The sequence below is a fragment of the Streptosporangium sp. 'caverna' genome, from assembly GCF_003203775.1.
Taxonomy (GTDB): domain Bacteria; phylum Actinomycetota; class Actinomycetes; order Streptosporangiales; family Streptosporangiaceae; genus Streptosporangium; species Streptosporangium subroseum.
In genome coordinates this window covers 11,043,645-11,059,035 of record NZ_CP029711.1, presented here as the reverse complement: position 1 = coordinate 11,059,035, position 15,391 = coordinate 11,043,645, and the positions used below count along the sequence as shown (strand labels likewise).

The window sequence follows — 15,391 nt, the reverse complement described above, 5'->3', positions numbered from 1 at the left end:
CAGGACTAGGCTGTTCATCATGAAGGATGACGAGTCGCTCATGCTCGACGACCCGGCGAGGCTCAAGGCGCTGGCTCATCCCCTGCGAAGGCTCATGCTGCGCCATCTCAACGTGCACGGCCCCGCGACCTCGACGACGCTCGGCGAGATGTTCAACGCCAAGACCGGCACGACCAGCTACCACCTGCGCCTGCTCGAGAGATGCGGCTTCATCGAGGAGATCCCCGAGCGCTCGACCGGCAGGGAGCGCTGGTGGCGCAAGGCCGGGGGGCCCAGGGACATGCGGCTGCCGACGCCCGACCAGCTCGCCCCCGAGGACCGTCCCGTGCTCGCCGAGTTCCATCGGATCGGCATGGACGAGGATCGTGAGCTGTTCGAGCGCTTTCCCGCGGCCTACCTGCGCGACCCCACCTGGGCCAAGGCCTCGCGTGGCCTCGGCCGGATGACCAAGGCGGAGTTCGACGAGTTCTTCGAGGCCTACATCGCGCTGCTGATGAAATACAGCCATCGGGCCGAGGACGCCCCACCGGGCGCGCGGCCCCTGTACATCCGGCTCTTCGCCCTGCCCGCCGACGAGGAGTGACCTGGAGACCCCCGCCGGAGTTCCAGTGCCACGCCGGTCTGATCCGGAAATCCCAGCCCCTGGCGCTCCGGCGTCACGGCGGTCACCGCGACCACGGTGCCGATGCCGCGCATCCGGCCCGGTAGCAGCCGGGGTGCCGGCGACGGAAGAAGGGGCGAGGTCAGCGCCTGCGGGCGAGCGTGACGCCGTTCCGGCGCCCGGGCGCCGGAAGATTCTCCTCGGGTGGAAGTTCTTCGAGCGGCCCTGATCACTACTGATCGTGGATGAGGCGATGCGGTTCAGGCCCTCAGGCTGGGGCGACCGGTCACCGGCAGCCGTCTGATCATCCAGCCCGGCGCATGTGCCCGATCCCGGTCGGCGCAACGGGCGGGGCCGGAGGACTACGCTCGCTCTGTGATCGTTTCCTGGGACCCCGCGATGGCGGGCGTGCTACGACTGCCCTCGGGCCGGCTCGTTCGCGGCCGGGGACTCCGCCGTCCCCTGCCGGAAGGCCCGGCGCCCACCTTCGCCCTGCATCTGCTGGGCCACGAACCCCCCCTCGTCGCATGGGAGGCCCGCTGGCTGCGCTGGCCGGACTTCTGGTTGCCCTCCGACCGCGCCGCCGCCGGGGAGGCGCTGCACGAGGCATGGGCACGTGCGGAAACCGAGCGCGTCGAGATCGCCTGCGCCGGCGGGCGCGGACGGACCGGCACCGCGCTGGCCTGCCTCGCCGTACTGGACGGGGTGCCGAGCCGCGAGGCGGTCGCCTATGTCCGGAAACACTATGCGTCACGCGCCGTGGAGACGCCCTGGCAACGTCGCTTCGTCACCCGTTTCCGGTAGTGACTCGCCGCTTCCCGTCATCGCGCCGACCCGGCGAACCTTCCCGGTCACGGACGCCGGCGCGGCGACTTCAACGGATCATCGGTCATGACCAGGCGATACTTCGCGGGTGGGAGAATCGTGGGCTGTGACCGACAACCGCGTTCCCCCTCCCTTCATCGGCGACGAGCGCGCCATGCTGAACAGCTGGCTCGACTGGCACCGCGAGACCCTGGCGGTCAAGTGCGCGGGGCTCTCCGAGGAGCGGCTCCGCGAGCGCTCCGTGCCGCCGTCGACCATGTCTCTGCTCGGCCTGGTCCGTCACATGGCGCACGTGGAGCGCGCCTGGTTCCGCCACGTGCTGAACGATGAGGACGTCCCCCTCCTCTACAGGACCGACGACCCCGACGCCCAGTTCAACGACGTGGACACCGCCTCCGCCCAGGAGGCCCTCTCCACCTGGCAGGCGGAGATCGAGCATGCCCGCAGGCTCTCGGCGGAGGTGTCTCTGGACGCCGTCGGAAAGCGGCAGCGCCACGGGCAGGACTGCTCCCATCGCTGGATCCTCGTCCACATGATCGAGGAGTATGCCCGGCACAACGGTCACGCCGACCTGCTGCGCGAGCGGATCGACGGCGTTACCGGCGAATAGCGTCGTACGCCCCCATCTGCTCGCCGGGTGGGGCGTCGCGTCCGCCGGGCAGAACGTGAATCGGGGTGGGGGCGTCGTGTCCGCCGGGCAGGACGTGAATCGGGGTGACGCAGGCGTCTACCGTGACGTCCTTCGCCGCCCTGCCCGCCTTCCATCGTCCTTAGAAGCCGTTGGCGCTGCTGAGAAGGCCGAGGCCGACGTTGTTGAGGGCGTTGAGGCCGATGAGGTTGCCGTTCGCCTGGGCGATGCCGTGGCCGAACCCGCTGCCGGCGCTGAGGTTGCCGTAGTTGCCGCCGCCGAAGCCGCCGCCCCCGAAGCCGCCGAAGCCGCCGCCGCCGAACCCGCCGAACCCGCCGCCGCCGAAGCCGCCGAACCCGCCGCCGAAGCAGGGGTCAGAGGGGATCGCCGCTGCCTGAGCCGGAGCTGCGGCCAGTGCCGGCGCGGCCAGGATGGCGCCGAAAGCGATCAGTCCGGCGGCGATTGTGGTGCGCTTCATTACGATTCTCTCCTTTGAGCAGAGATGTCCCGCCTGCTGCGGGCCACCCTCCCGTTAATGCACGCTCAATATGACGACTCGAAGTGAGAGAACCCAAGCTTGGCAGCATCCGGGCGTGTTCATCTGAACTGGGATGCCGCTTACTGCACCGGTCAGTTCTTCTTGGATACGACGTCCCTCACGTACGTGCGCGTAAGGGGCCACCGAAAAACCCCGAAATTCAGCCCTCGGGTCAGCTCTCCCGAGGTATTTACCGCAAAGTCCGGGCATCCGGGGAGCGTTATCATTTCAACGTGTGCCACGGCTGTGCCACGACAACCGCTCCAGGAATCAAAAAAAGCCCTCCCCCGAAATGGTAAATTCGAGAGAGGGCCCCGTTCACGTCAGTAAGGTCATGCGCCATAGATCGGGTCGACATGCCGGTAGTCATCCACGGCCCGCCCGGTGAACACCTCGTTGCGCAACAGCGCTCCTACGCCGTCGATATGCCACATGTCACCCCAGATTCGGGCTGTCCGCTGGATGTGGGAGGTGCGCGGAATGCGCTCGTCCTGGTAGGCGTGCAGTGCCTTGTCCACGGAGACGGCGTCCGGGACGGCGTCCGTCAGATGCCGGTCCAGCGAGTCGGCGAGCGACACTCCGTCCTCGATCGCCTGACACGCGCCCTGGGCGAGATACTGCAGCATCGGATGAGCGGCGTCGCCGAGCAGGACCGTGCGCCCGGTCAGCCAGTTGTCCAATGGCTCGCGGTCGTACATCGGCCAGCGGTTGTTACGCCACAGGGACGGCAGCGCCATGCGGACGGGCTCGCACGTGACCGAGAACGCCGCGTCGAGCTCGTCCGGGTTGCCCCAGTCGGGATCACCGGCCGCGAACCCCGGGCTGCGGAACACCGCGACCTGGTTGAGCAGCCGGCCGGAACGCAACGGGTACTGCACCAGGTGCAGTCCGGGACCGAACCAGACGACGACCTCGGAGAGCGAGATCGGGCCGGTGACCTCGTCCATCGGGATCGTGCCACGATAGGCCACGTATCCCGAGTCGATCGGTTGGTCGTCCGACAGCCGGCCGCGTACGCCCGACCGCAGGCCGTCGGCCGCCACGGCCAGCACGCCGGTGTGGTGCGATCCGTCCGCACAGGTGACGGTCACACCGCCGGGCTCCGTGGTGACCTCGTCGACCTCCCTTTCGTTCTCCAGGGCGACGCCGTGGGTGCGGCAGGCCTCGACGAGGATCCTGAGCAGGTCGCTGCGGTGCATGACCACGTACGGGCCCCCGTAACGCCGGCGGAAGTCCTCACCGAGGTCGAGGTGGGTGAGCCGCGCACCGGTGAGCGCGTCGTTGAAGACCAGGCGCTCGGGCAGGACCCCGGCCTCGACGCACGCGTCGAGCACGCCCAGCCGGTCCAGCAGCCGGGTCGCGTTCGGCGCCAGTTGCAGGCCCGCGCCGATCTCGGCGAACTCGGGCGCGCGCTCCAGCACGCGTACGGCACGTCCCGACCGAGCGATGGCCAGGGCGGCGGTGAGTCCTCCGATACCGCCACCGATGACCAGAATCTCCCCGTCGCTCACGGAATTCCTCCTTTGTTGTTCATTCAGGTGGCCTTCGCGGCCGTCACGGTGCGACCCGGCCGGGTACTCCGGCCCGCGGGCTCTCCGCCGGTGTGTCGGCGGGCGAGAGCCCCACGGTCTCCAGGTCGATCTTGCGGGTGTCGGGCAGACCCCAGGCCGCGAGCAGCCCGATCACGGCCGTTCCGACGATCACGAATGCCGGGGCCAGCGGCATGTCGTACGTCGTGGTCAGCACGTTGACGATGACCGGTGGCAGACCGGCGAAGACGAACGTGCCGAGGGTCCCCGCGATTCCGGCCGCCGTCGCCCGCACCTCGGTGGGATAGAACTCCATCGAAATGGCGTGGATCGACCCGAGGCACAGGGGGACGCTGATCAGGATGAGCACGCCGCCGAGCACGGCCGCGAGAAAACCGCCGCTCTGCGCGACGAGAAAGCCCGGCAGGACGAAAAGCACCGACGCGAGCCCGCCCAGCAGGAGCGGAAGCTTCCGGCCGTAGCGGTCACCGAGCATCCCGACCAGCGGATTGAACACCACGAGCAGCGAGATCAGGATCAGCGGCACTATTCGGGAGTCGCTCGCGGAAAGCCCGGTCTCCTTGACGAGATAGGTCGGGTAGTACACGAACATGATGTAGAACGTGGTTCCCAGGGCGCCGAGACAGCTCACCCGCAGGATCATTCGCCAGTGCCGCAGGGCCGTCCTGATCGGCGCGGACTTCACCCGCGATCGCGCCTTCTGGTACGTCACCGGCTCTTCGAGGCCGTAGCGGAGGTAGAGGGCGAAGAGAGCCAACGGCGCGGCGATCAAGAATGCGAACCGCCATCCGTAGTCGTTGAACGCGCTCTCGTTCACGCTCAGGCCGACGATCACACCGGTGGCGGCGGCCACCAGGGTGCCCAGGTTGCCCGCGGCGGCGACGAACGAGGTGATGAATCCTCGGCGCTTCCGGGAGGCGTACTCTCCCAGGAACACCGGGGCCACCGTCGCCTCGCCACCCGAGGCGAAGCCCTGCAGAAGCCGACAGACGACGAGCAGGATCGGGGAGAGCAGCGCCGCCGTCTCGTAGGTGGGAATGAGACCGATGGCGGCGGTCGACCCTCCGACGAGCAGGATCGAGACCATCAGCGAGTTACGCCGTCCGACCCGATCGGCCAGAACCCCGAAGAACAGGCCTCCGGCCGACTTGGAGAGAAAGGAGACACCGAAGACGGCGAGCGTGGCGATGAGTGCCGCGTCCGCGTTTCCGGCGGGGAAGAAAGCCGTGGCGATGGGCGCCACGAAGAGCCCGTAAAGAGCCGTGTCGTATACTTCGATGAAATGACCGAGCACCAGTGCCGCGACCGTTCTCGGGCGCGGTTTCGTCGTTTGGATAACGTGGTCGTCGGTTGGATTTTGCATGCCGTTTCTCCTGGTCATCCAGACTTGACAGCGATCGTCCCCCGAAACCGCGTTATACGGACGCGTTCATTGAACGCGCGTTCTCAATAGCGCACCTTGTCTCTCCGCCGAACCTTTTCCATCGATTCTCACGAGCAGGTCCTGAGCATGTTGTGAACCGCCGCCCCAAAGGTCTCCGGTGCGAAATTCGGGCAGGCCAAACCGCCCGTCGGTCCCCCGGTGAGTTCGCGAACCGGACTGGAGGAGGTTCACGTGAAGTGGCCTCGGAAAAGCCAGGCCCTGTTGGTCGGTGTTGATCGGTGTTGATCGGTGTTGGTCGGTGTTGGTCGGTTTTCCGGCGAGCCCGCGGGTTCCGGAACGCGTTGGCCCGGCGGACTCGACGGTCCGCCCGCGCTCGGGAACCCGCGGGATCTCGCGGCTCGGATGGGCTCAGGCAGTGAGACGGCCGGAGCCCGACCGCTCAGGTGGTGGTCGGCGAATCAGACGATCGGCGTCTGACCGCTCGGACAGTGGTCAGCGGATCAGACGGCCAGGGCCTGACCGCTCAGGTAGCCGAAGACCATCCCCGCGGCGAGCGTCGCCCCCGCCCCGGGGTATCCCGGGCCGAACGGGCTGGAGGCGACGTTCCCGCACGCGTAGAGTCCGGGGATCCGGGCTCCGTGGGTGTCGAGGACGGCGCCCTCCGTGTCGGTGAGCGGGCCGCCCTTCGTGCCCAGGGCGCCCAGGTGGAGCTGGACCGCGTAGTACGGACCCGATTCGAGCGGCCTCAGGTTGCGGTTCGGCGTCACCTCCGGATCGCCGCGGTAGAGGTCGTAGACCGATTCGCCGCGGTGGAAGACCGGATCCACGCCGTTCGCCGCGTGCCCGTTGAACTCCTCGACCTGCGCTCCGAGACCGGCCGGGTCGATTCCCGCCGCCTCGGCGAGCTCGGCGAGGGTGGGCGCGGTGAGCATCCAGTGCGGCGTCGGGGTTCCCGGGGTGACCGTCGCGATCGGGTACGACTGGCGGAAGCGCTCGTCGAAGACCAGCCAGCACGGGAGGTTCGCGTACTCGTAGTCGTGCGAGTCGAACGCCGCGAGCATCTTGCCGAAGTCGTTGTAGTTCATGGCCTCGTCAAGGAACCGGCGGCCCTTGCGGTTGACGATGATCCCGCCGGGAAGCGTGCGCAGACCGCTTGTCGGGCGGTACAGCGGCGCACCGTCGTAGCTGTCTCCCGATGCGGCGATCATGGGGCCCCACCAGGCCTCGCTCATGTTGCCGAGCGCGGCGCCGACGGCCATCGCCATGTTCAGACCGTCGCCCTCGTTCGCCGGAGGGCTCGCGGGCGCGTCGCACGGCACCCCGAGGAAGTTGTCGACCAGCTCCTTGTTCCACTCGAAGCCGCCGGAGGCCAGGATGACCCCCTTGGTGGCCCGGAACAGCCGTCGCTCGCCGTCCACCTCCGCGTACACGCCGACCACCCGGCCCTGCGGGTCGCGGTCGAGTTCGACGGCGCGGGCGTTGACCACCGCCTGCACGCCCTTCTTCAGGCAGGCGTCGAGCAACGTGCCGACCAGGGAGGCGCCCATGCCCACCAGGCCGCTCGCGACGCGCTCGGCGAGGAGCTTCCAGTCCCAGCGTTCGGGCCGTTCCATCCCCCAGGCGTCGCCCTCCAGCCGGGTGATCGGAACCGAGCTGTGCCCCTTGCGCAGCTGGCCGGCGCGTTCGCCGAGGAGATTGGTGTCGTAGATGCCGACCTGCAGCGTGCGGCCGCCCTCCCGGGCCCCCGGAAGGTGCGGCTGGTAGTCGGGGTGGTGGGGGTTGGCGGAGAACTCGATCGCCGTTTCCTTCTCCAGGAAGTCCAGCGTCGGGTTGATGGTGTCGACGAACGTCTCGATGAGGCGATCGTCCACCCGGCCCAGGGCCAGCGCCCGCACATACGTCAGCGCGTCCTCGCGACTGTCGGGCCGGCTTCCCTGCTCCGGATACTTGCTGTTCGGCGCCCACACCGAGCCGCCGGAGACGGCGGTCGTGCCGCCGAACACCGGGGCCTTCTCCAGCAGCGTGACACGCAGCCCCAGGGAGGCCGCCGACAGGGCCGCCGTCAGGCCGGCCGCCCCTGAGCCGATGATGACCGCGTCGTTCTCTTCGGTCATTTATTGTTCCCGTCCTTCCAGCTCCGTACGGATCCCGACCGCCAAGTCCTTCGCTGCCGGTTCGAGTAGAGGTGACATCAGCAACTCGATCATGGGCGCCATCGGCCCGCCCGGGCTCACTTCGAGGTGGAAGGTGAGCCTGGACCTCGGGCCACTCCCGGACGCACCCGCGGGAGCGGTGTTCGGGGTGCCGGTCGACGCGTTCCGCGTAGGCTGACCGGCCTGTTTTCTCGCCGACTTGGTGATCACTCTGAACACGAACTCCGCCCAGCGCCGGCTGAGTCGCCGGCGCCACGACTCGCCGGCCGGGGACGCGCCCGTCCCCGCCGGAGCGGACGCGGAGCCACCCGGCCCGGACGGACCGGACGCGGAACCGCCCGGCCCGGACGGAGCGGCCTGAGCGGGCGCGTCTCCGTCCGTCACCTCGCCGATCCCGAACGTGCCGCTGCCCGCGATCTGCTCGGTCAGCCCGTTGACCGTGAAGTTCAGGAAACTCCTGGGCTCCCACTCATCGATGATCACTTCGAGGTCGACCTCGCGGCTGAGCACGCCGACGTCGCCCTTGAGCGTCCAGACGGAGTGCTGCTCGTCGACCACCTTGACCGTCTGGAATCCGATCATCAGATGCGCCCAGTTCGGAATGTTCCAGAGGTAGGTCCACACCTCGTCGATCGGGGCGGCGATCTCGACCGTGTAGTCGATCTCAATCATCGGTGGCGTCCATGCTCGTGCCGGAGGCCCGCCGCCGTACGTGCGTCGTCGCGCTCGTGCCGGAGACCGGCTGCCGGACGTGCGTCGTCGCGCTCGTGCCGGAGGCTCGCTGCCGTACGTGCGTCGTCGCGCTCGTGCCGGGGACCCGCTGTCGTACGTGCGTCATCGCGGTTCACTCGTCGTAGGTGATGATCGGAAGCATGCTGTCCCTGTTCAGCGAGTGCCACAGCGCCTGGTCTCCCTTCTCGAAGGGCATGACCGGATCGCAGAGCGACTTCGCGTCGAGGTATCCCATCTCGATGAGCTTGGCCAGGCGCGGGATGTCCCGGAGGACGTTGGCGCCGCCGTACGACGCGGAGAGATACTTCTTGCCCTCGTAGTCGAAGGGGCCCGGCGAGCCCGGCCACCACTGCGGGTCGTTGGTCCGCTCGATCCAGCCGGTGTGCACGAACGTCCCGCCTCGCCGGGTGGCCTGGTAGCCGTAGCCCAGGGCCGCCGATCCGGTGGTGTCGGCCGGCTTGCCCGTCGTGGGGTCTCCGATCGTCTTGCCCGCGGCCTCGTAGATGTGGTCGGCGCCGCGCCCGTGGTAGAAGCCCACGGACGGCTTCCCGCCGGCCGCCATGTTCGGCGTGTCCGGACCGCACAGCTCCTGGATCTTCTTGACCACGTCGGCGCCGTACTCGTCGGCGTCGAGGACGATGTGCGCCCCCGCGCGCTTGGCGGCCTCCATCCGGTGCGGGATGCGCTCGACCGCGATGATCAGCTGGGCGCCCATCATCTTGGCGGCCTGGATGATGGAGAGGCCGAGCGCGCCGCAGCCGAGCACGGCGACCTTCGAGGCGATCTCCACCGGCATGCCGAAGAGCGCGAAGCTCCAGCCGGGCCCCGGAACACAGGCGAGCGAGGCGAGCTCGACGTTGGACAGCGGGGAGTCGAACACCGGCACGACCCAGGACTCGTCGCAGACCGCCAGCTCCGCGAAGCCACCCGTGTGGTCCTGCCACACCGGCGTGCCGTCCTCCAGCTCCGCGAACGGCGGGGCCTCCTGCGTGGCGAAGTCCAGGTCGTTCTTGTGGCCGCAGGCGTGCCACTCGCCGCGCACGCAGCTGTAGCACGTACCGCAGCTCGGCAGCACCGGCGTCACGACCCGGTCGCCGACCTTGACCCGCCGGACCTGGGACCCGACCTCGACGACGACCCCCATGGCACCGTGGCCCGGGCTCCTGGCCTTGTCGTGGTGGGTGGTGGACAGGTCCGCGACGTTCGGCACGAGCGTGTAGCAGGCCTGTGCCGCGAGGTTGCGGATCACCACGTCGGTCGGTCGCCTCGGCCGCAGCCGGAGGCCCCGGATCTCGAACCAGTCCTGGTACCGCACCCAGCCCTTGAACTCACCGGACTGGTTGCCGGGGTATCCGACCGTGGCCTCTGGATTGATTGATTGGTCCGTCATATACAGCCTTCCTTGGTTCCCACCGGTTCGAGCACCTGCCCGGCCGTGACCGCGGCCGGTTACTTCCTTGCCTCGGGGTCAGCTCGCCGCGTTCTTCAGCGCGGCCCGGACGTCGACCGGCTCCCACCACGGAGCGAGCCCGAGGTCTTCCGCGATGATCCGCGAGACGATGTAGCCCGCGCCCCCCGAGATCGCACCGCCCGGATGCGTGGGCGACCCGGCCATGTACAGGCCGTCGATGGGGGTCCGGTAGCCGAAGTGGTTCCACATGCTCTGCTCGCCCGCGAAGGACCCCATGAAGATGTCGCCCCGCGTCATGTTGATCAGCTGGCGGCTGTAGTCGTTCGCCGTGTGGGTCCAGGCATGCAGGATGTTGTCGCGGGTCATGTTCGGCGCGTACTCGCGCCACTTGTCGAGAACGCGCTCGGTGAACTCCGCCTTGACCGGCTCGATGTTCTCCGGACTGCCGCCGGGTGCGAACGGCATCACGTGCCAGGCGTACGCGGTGTGGTGCCCGGGCGGGGCCTGCGACGGGTCGAACTGCGTGATGTGCCCGGTGCCGAATGAGATGTGCTCGGGGACCTTGCCCGCGGCCACCTCGTCGTGCAGCGCGAACAGCTCCTCGATGCTCTCGCACCCGACGTTGTACTTGAGCGCCTTGTTCACGTTCGGATCGAAGTCCGAGCCGAGGTAGTCGGGCGCCTCACGCAGTGCGAGGTGCACGCCGAACAGCGTCCAGGCCGTCTGCTTGAACTTCTCGACCTTCTCCCGGTACGCCACCGGCAGCTGGTCCGGGCCGACGAGCCTGGTGAAGGTCTGCGGGACGTCGAGGGTGCTCGCCACGAACCGCCGTGCGGTGAGGCTGCGCCCGTCGACCAGGTCGACACCGGTCGCCCTGTTGCCGTCGACGACGATGCGCTCCACCTCGGCGTGGTTGATGAAGGTGCCACCGGCCCGGATGAAGCTCTCCATCAGCCCGCGTGCCAGGTTCCAGCTTCCGCCGACGCACACCTGGTAACCGGCGGCGAGGTCGAAGCCGCGGATCGCCGCTCCCATCGGGCTGCGCTGGCTCACCGCGTCGTAGAGGACGGTGCCGAAAATCGAGAGCTTGAAGAGCATCAGCAGCTTCACGCGCTCGTTCTCGAACAGCTCGTTCATCAGGTCCAGCGGCTGCCGTTCGATGATGTCAAGGAAGTCGCGCCCGACGGCGGTGCCCGAGAGCAGCTCGTTGCGCTCGTCCTCGTCGAGGGGCTCGGAGTACCGCTCGGCCAGGAAGATCGAATCACTGATGGCGTCGGCGCGGCGGTTCCACTCACGGAACGTCTTGGCGTCGCGCTGCGAGAACCGGCCGATCGACGCGCACGTCTCGTCGACATCACGGGAGAAGACCAGCGACGTGCCGTCGGCGTGCGGCTGGGCGAAGTCGAAACGCGGCGTCTCATACCGTACTGTCGCCGCCAGACCGAGGTCGCGGTACCACGGCGTCTCGGTGATGTTGAAATGATTGATGGAGTGCGGATTCTGGTAGAACCCGGGCGGCCCGGGCTCGATGGTGCTCAAGCCGCCACCGAACATCATGCGCCGTTCCAGAACCGCGATCTTGAGCCCAAGCTTCGACAGGTAGCTGCCAAGGACCAGGCCGTGCTGGCCGGACCCGATGATGATTCCGTCATACTCACCGTTAATGGGAACCGCCCCCTAGCTCAAACTGGATGTAGACGTTCTTCTGCTGGGTGTAGGAGTAGAGCTCCTCGACCCCTTCCTCACGACCCACGCCGCTGTTCTTGAATCCGCCGAACGGCGCGCCCGGGATGTGGATCGAGCTCGTGTTGACCCAGACGTAGCCGGCTTCCAGATCCCGGGTCGCCCGCATGGCCGTGCTCAGGTCCGTGGTCCACACGCTGGCCGTCAACCCCAGCGGGAGCCGGTTCGCGCGGGCGATCACCTCGTCGTACTCGTCGAACGGCAGGACCGACAGCACCGGGCCGAAGATCTCCTCGTTCAGCAGCGGCGAGTCGCAGTCGCCCTCGTCGAAGGCGAAGACGGTCGGGCGTACGAAGAGGCCGGCATCGGGGCCTTCGACGTCGCCGCCCGCGATCAGGCGCGCTCGCGGGTCGGCGGTCCCCGCCTCGATGAAACGGACGACCCGGTCGTACTGCGACCTGCACACGATGGCGCCCACGTCGGTTTCGTCGTTCTGCGGGTCGCCGATCTGAAGCTTCTCGACCCCCACCTTCAACCGGTCGAGAAACTCGTCCCACAGGCTGCGGTGCACGTACACCCGTGAGGTCGATCCGCAGCTCTGCCCCTGCCAGGTGAAGTTCATCCCGCGGATCGCCCCGGCGACGGCCGCGTCGAGGTCCGCGTCGGGGAAGACCAGCAGCGGGTTCTTGCCGCCCAGCTCCAGCGTCACCGTCTTCACGCGTTCGGTGGCGGCCTGCCGCTGAATGCCCAGTCCGGTCTGGACGCTGCCCGTGAAGGCGATCCTGGTGACGTCGGGATGCGTCGTCAGGCGCGCGCCGACGGTGGCGCCGAGCCCGGTGACCACGTTCACCACACCGGGCGGCAGGATCTCGGCGCACAGCTCACCGATGCGCAGTGCCGACAGCGACGTGTGCTCGGAGGGCTTGAGGACCACCGTGTTGCCGGCGACGAGCGGTGCGGCGATCTTCGTCGCGGCGAACATCATCGGATGGTTGAAGGGCACGATCCGCCCGACGACGCCGAAGGGTTCGTGCACGGTGTAGTTCAGCCCGCCCGCGGGCGGGGGGATCGACTGTCCGCGCAGCTCAAGCGCCAGCCCTGCGAAGTAGCGCAGCTGGGTGGTCGCGAGGCGGATGTCGTTGCGCAACATGCTGATCGGCGTGCCGTTGTCGATCGCGTCGATCCGGGCGAGTTCCTCGCCGTGCGTCTCGACCGCGTCGGCTATCTCGTTGAGCAGGCGAGCCCGCACGACGGCCGGAGTGCGCCTCCACCCGTCGAACGCGTTTTTCGCCGCCGCGACGGCCGCGTCGACATCCGCCTCCGTGGCCGCCGGAATCGTCGCGACGACCTGGCCGGTGGCCGGGTTGACGACCTCCAGCCTGCCTCCGTCGACGGCGCCGACCGGCCGGCCATCGATGATCATGAACCATTCCCGGTCGACGACAGCTGTGGCGTCGGGTGGTCTCATCATCCGCGTCTCGCTCCTCCCACTCACGATCAGCCGAGGTGTCCTGGGCATCGCGTCGGACCAGCGGGAACGCGGGCCGTTGCGGGCCCGGCCTGACCACTGATCCGGCGACGTGTTTTCCCTGAAGTCTTGCGTTCTACGGTGGAGAACGGTAGACCGTCATGCAGAACACCATGGATGTTAAGCACGCGTGTCGCCCACCGTCAAGGCATCCCTTTCTTGACCATTTGGGGTCAAATCGACCCACTGTGCGGCGGCGAGTTAAAAAGAGATAGGAGACATCTGGTGGACTCTATGGAGCAGTCTGCTCTCCATGCCCGAAATGCCCGAACAGCGTCCGGGCCCGACCCGGCCGGCAAGGTCGGCATCATCACCGGCGCGGCCCAGGGCATCGGCCGTACCTTCGCACGCGCCTTCGCCGAGTCCGGGTCCCGCGTCGTCGTCGCCGACCGCGACACCGACGGCGCCGAATCCACCGCGGCCGAGCTGCGCAAGGACGGTCACGACGCCATGGCGGTGACCGTCGACGTCGCCGACGAACAGAGCGTCGACACGTTGCTCCGCCTGACGCTCGAGACCTACGGGCGGGTCGACACCCTGGTGAACAACGCCGCGATCTTCTCGACCATCGTGATGAAGCCCTTCGACGAGATCAGCCCGGCGGAGTGGCGGCAGGTCGTCGACGTCAACCTGACCGGCGTGTTCCTCTGCTGCCGTACGGTCGGCGCCCACCTGCGGACCCAGCGCAGCGGCAGCATCATCAACGTCTCCTCGGCGGCCGTGCTCCAGGGGCGGCCGAACTACCTGCACTACGTGGCGTCCAAGGCAGGCGTGGTGGGCCTGACACGATCGCTGGCGCGAGAGCTGGGCGCCGCGGACGTCACCGTCAACGCCCTGATGCCCGGCTCGGTGGACACCGGCATCCCCCGCGACTCCGTCAAACCCGGCCAGGCCGAGCAGATCATCGCCGGCCAGGCTCTGCACCGGCGCCTGCAGTCGGCCGACATCGCCGGTACGGCGGTTTTCCTCGCGTCCGACGCCGCGCGCACGATCACGGGACAGAGCATCGTCATCGACGGAGGGATGAATTTCCTGTGAGCTCGTCTCGATCGAACGTGCATCTCACCCTTGCGATCAATGACTCCGACCAGGTCCGCGATCTGGTGTCAGGATCTGTGCCGGTGAACGGCGTCGACCTGACCTGCCTTCTTCTTGAGGTCGAGGAGATCTTCTTCAGGTTCACCAAGTTCAGGGAATGGGACATCTCGGAGATGTCGCTGGGCAAGTACTGCTCACTGCGCGCCCGCGGCGACGACTCCCTCGTCGGGCTGCCGGTGTTCCCGTCCCGTTCGTTCCGGCACTCCGGCATCTTCGTCCGCGCCGACGGCCCCGTGGATGATCCGGCCAAGCTCGCCGGGGCGCGGATCGGCATCCCGGAATGGACGGTGACCGCGACCGTCTACCAGCGAGCACTCCTGCAGCACGAGTTCGGCGTGGACCTGACCGGCGTCACCTGGGTACAGGGCGGGATCAACGAGCCCGGACGCATCGAGACGCTGCCCGTCGGACTGCCCGACGGCATCACGGTCCGGCCCGAACGGCAACGGTCGCTGAACCGGCTGCTGCTCGACGGCGAGCTGGACGCGATCATGGTGCCCCACCCGCCCACCGCGTTCGAGGATCGCTCGGGGCGCATCGTCCAGCTTTTCCGCGACGGCCCCGCGGTCGAGGAAGAGTACTACCTGAGGACCGGCATCTTCCCGATCATGCACCTGGTGGTGCTGCGTCGCGAGGTGCACGAGCGCTATCCGTGGGTGGCCCAGAACCTTGTCACGGCGTTCACCACCGCCAAGGACCGGAGTCTGGCCAGGCTGCTCAGCCCGACCGCGCCGCACTTCCCCCTGCCCTGGGGACCGGACCGCGCCCGCCTGGCGGAGAAGGTCTTCGGTCGGGATCTGTGGCCGTACGGAACGGCGCCCAACCGCACGACCCTTGAGGCGTTCCTCCGTTACGCCCACGAGCAGGGAGTCTGTGAGCGCCTGCTCACCTCCGACGACCTCTTCCCCGCGTCGATCGCCGAATCCCACGTGATCTGAGCTCGGCCGTCCGCGGGTGACGAGGCGGTACGGACCTGCGAGGCGTGAAGCGTTCGGATGACGGCGGCGAGAGCTCAGGCGAAGCTCCCCGGCCTGGTGACCCGCGGAACCGTGTCATCGGAGTGTGGTGTTCCACGACCGATGGCCGGGGAGGCGGGCGACCGGCCGGGGAGCCGGAGGTCGCCATGGTACGGATCGGGCCGAGCGACGACCTGACCACCGGCGACGGGAATGCTCCAACCGGCACGGGCAACCCGGGGCGGCGGTCCATTCCTTGAGGCGGAAAGTCCTTCAGGCGGGAAACGCGGCAGTTGGGCAGGAG

General features: G+C 68.2%; 14 protein-coding genes. 5 read left to right on the top strand and 9 right to left on the bottom strand.

Annotation, left to right across the window (positions count from 1 at the left end; genetic code table 11):
- Window positions 1–19: 19 nt before the first annotated feature.
- The 3 genes from DKM19_RS47925 to DKM19_RS47915 all read left to right on the top strand — a co-directional run bounded on the left by DKM19_RS47925 (window position 20) and on the right by DKM19_RS47915 (window position 2,036).
- Window positions 20–583 carry a helix-turn-helix transcriptional regulator gene (locus DKM19_RS47925; protein ID WP_204358568.1) on the top strand — a complete coding sequence of 188 codons (564 nt, stop codon included), beginning with the start codon at window positions 20–22 and terminating at the stop codon, window positions 581–583.
- A 417-nt stretch (window positions 584–1,000) separates the two neighbouring features.
- Window positions 1,001–1,405 carry a protein phosphatase gene (locus tag DKM19_RS47920; RefSeq protein WP_204359275.1) on the top strand — a complete coding sequence of 135 codons (405 nt, stop codon included), beginning with the start codon at window positions 1,001–1,003 and terminating at the stop codon, window positions 1,403–1,405.
- 127 nt (window positions 1,406–1,532) lie between these two features.
- Window positions 1,533–2,036 (top strand): DinB family protein, encoded by a 504-nt coding sequence (locus DKM19_RS47915; RefSeq protein WP_110705190.1) that lies wholly within the window; start codon window positions 1,533–1,535, stop codon window positions 2,034–2,036.
- Window positions 2,037–2,196: 160 nt separating this feature from the next.
- Here the strand turns inward: DKM19_RS47915 and DKM19_RS51445 are convergent, their stop codons facing one another.
- The 9 genes from DKM19_RS51445 to DKM19_RS47880 all read right to left on the bottom strand — a co-directional run bounded on the left by DKM19_RS51445 (window position 2,197) and on the right by DKM19_RS47880 (window position 12,976).
- A complete protein-coding gene (locus tag DKM19_RS51445; RefSeq protein WP_204358567.1) occupies window positions 2,197–2,532 on the bottom strand; it encodes a hypothetical protein in 336 nt (111 codons plus the stop codon).
- A gap of 392 nt (window positions 2,533–2,924) precedes the next feature.
- Window positions 2,925–4,103, bottom strand: a complete 1,179-nt coding sequence (locus DKM19_RS47910; RefSeq protein ID WP_110705189.1) for an FAD-dependent monooxygenase — start codon at window positions 4,101–4,103, stop codon at window positions 2,925–2,927.
- Between the two features lie 43 nt (window positions 4,104–4,146).
- Entirely contained in the window at window positions 4,147–5,505 is a 1,359-nt protein-coding gene (locus DKM19_RS47905; protein WP_162642324.1) for an MFS transporter, read from the bottom strand.
- A 521-nt stretch (window positions 5,506–6,026) separates the two neighbouring features.
- Complete coding sequence (locus tag DKM19_RS47900; RefSeq protein WP_110705187.1) at window positions 6,027–7,640, bottom strand: FAD-dependent oxidoreductase; 1,614 nt, start codon at window positions 7,638–7,640, stop codon at window positions 6,027–6,029.
- Window positions 7,641–8,351 (bottom strand): hypothetical protein, encoded by a 711-nt coding sequence (locus tag DKM19_RS47895; protein ID WP_110705186.1) that lies wholly within the window; start codon window positions 8,349–8,351, stop codon window positions 7,641–7,643.
- On the bottom strand, window positions 8,344–8,517 hold the full coding sequence (locus tag DKM19_RS50395) for a hypothetical protein (protein WP_162642322.1): 174 nt from the start codon (window positions 8,515–8,517) through the stop codon (window positions 8,344–8,346). The genes DKM19_RS47895 and DKM19_RS50395 overlap by 8 nt, the downstream gene beginning before the upstream one ends.
- Window positions 8,518–8,523: 6 nt before the next feature.
- The gene (locus DKM19_RS47890; protein WP_110705185.1) at window positions 8,524–9,801 is read right to left on the bottom strand and encodes an alcohol dehydrogenase catalytic domain-containing protein; all 1,278 of its coding nucleotides are present in this window, start codon (window positions 9,799–9,801) and stop codon (window positions 8,524–8,526) included.
- Window positions 9,802–9,879: 78 nt separating this feature from the next.
- Window positions 9,880–11,460: a phytoene desaturase family protein gene (locus DKM19_RS47885; protein ID WP_369990825.1), complete on the bottom strand. Its 1,581-nt coding sequence runs from the start codon at window positions 11,458–11,460 to the stop codon at window positions 9,880–9,882.
- Window positions 11,461–11,482: 22 nt separating this feature from the next.
- The gene (locus DKM19_RS47880) at window positions 11,483–12,976 is read right to left on the bottom strand and encodes an aldehyde dehydrogenase family protein (RefSeq protein ID WP_110705183.1); all 1,494 of its coding nucleotides are present in this window, start codon (window positions 12,974–12,976) and stop codon (window positions 11,483–11,485) included.
- 291 nt (window positions 12,977–13,267) lie between these two features.
- On the opposite strand from DKM19_RS47880, the gene DKM19_RS47875 reads away from it, so the two are divergent.
- Window positions 13,268–14,071: an SDR family NAD(P)-dependent oxidoreductase gene (locus tag DKM19_RS47875; RefSeq protein ID WP_162642320.1), complete on the top strand. Its 804-nt coding sequence runs from the start codon at window positions 13,268–13,270 to the stop codon at window positions 14,069–14,071.
- An 83-nt stretch (window positions 14,072–14,154) separates the two neighbouring features.
- A complete protein-coding gene (locus DKM19_RS47870; RefSeq protein WP_204358566.1) occupies window positions 14,155–15,069 on the top strand; it encodes a hypothetical protein in 915 nt (304 codons plus the stop codon).
- Window positions 15,070–15,391: the final 322 nt, after the last annotated feature.

Bases quoted from the DNA above. Each gene is read 5' to 3' on its own strand.
- DKM19_RS50395 (WP_162642322.1), bottom strand. From the start codon at position 8,517: ATGACGCACGTACGACAGCGGGTCCCCGGCACGAGCGCGACGACGCAC.
- DKM19_RS51445 (WP_204358567.1), bottom strand. From the start codon at position 2,532: ATGAAGCGCACCACAATCGCCGCCGGACTGATCGCTTTCGGCGCCATC.
- DKM19_RS47920 (WP_204359275.1), top strand. From the start codon at position 1,001: ATGGCGGGCGTGCTACGACTGCCCTCGGGCCGGCTCGTTCGCGGCCGG.
- DKM19_RS47925 (WP_204358568.1), top strand. From the start codon at position 20: ATGAAGGATGACGAGTCGCTCATGCTCGACGACCCGGCGAGGCTCAAG.
- DKM19_RS47905 (WP_162642324.1), bottom strand. From the start codon at position 5,505: ATGCAAAATCCAACCGACGACCACGTTATCCAAACGACGAAACCGCGC.
- DKM19_RS47880 (WP_110705183.1), bottom strand. From the start codon at position 12,976: ATGATGAGACCACCCGACGCCACAGCTGTCGTCGACCGGGAATGGTTC.
- DKM19_RS47900 (WP_110705187.1), bottom strand. From the start codon at position 7,640: ATGACCGAAGAGAACGACGCGGTCATCATCGGCTCAGGGGCGGCCGGC.
- DKM19_RS47895 (WP_110705186.1), bottom strand. From the start codon at position 8,351: ATGATTGAGATCGACTACACGGTCGAGATCGCCGCCCCGATCGACGAG.
- DKM19_RS47890 (WP_110705185.1), bottom strand. From the start codon at position 9,801: ATGACGGACCAATCAATCAATCCAGAGGCCACGGTCGGATACCCCGGC.
- DKM19_RS47875 (WP_162642320.1), top strand. From the start codon at position 13,268: ATGGAGCAGTCTGCTCTCCATGCCCGAAATGCCCGAACAGCGTCCGGG.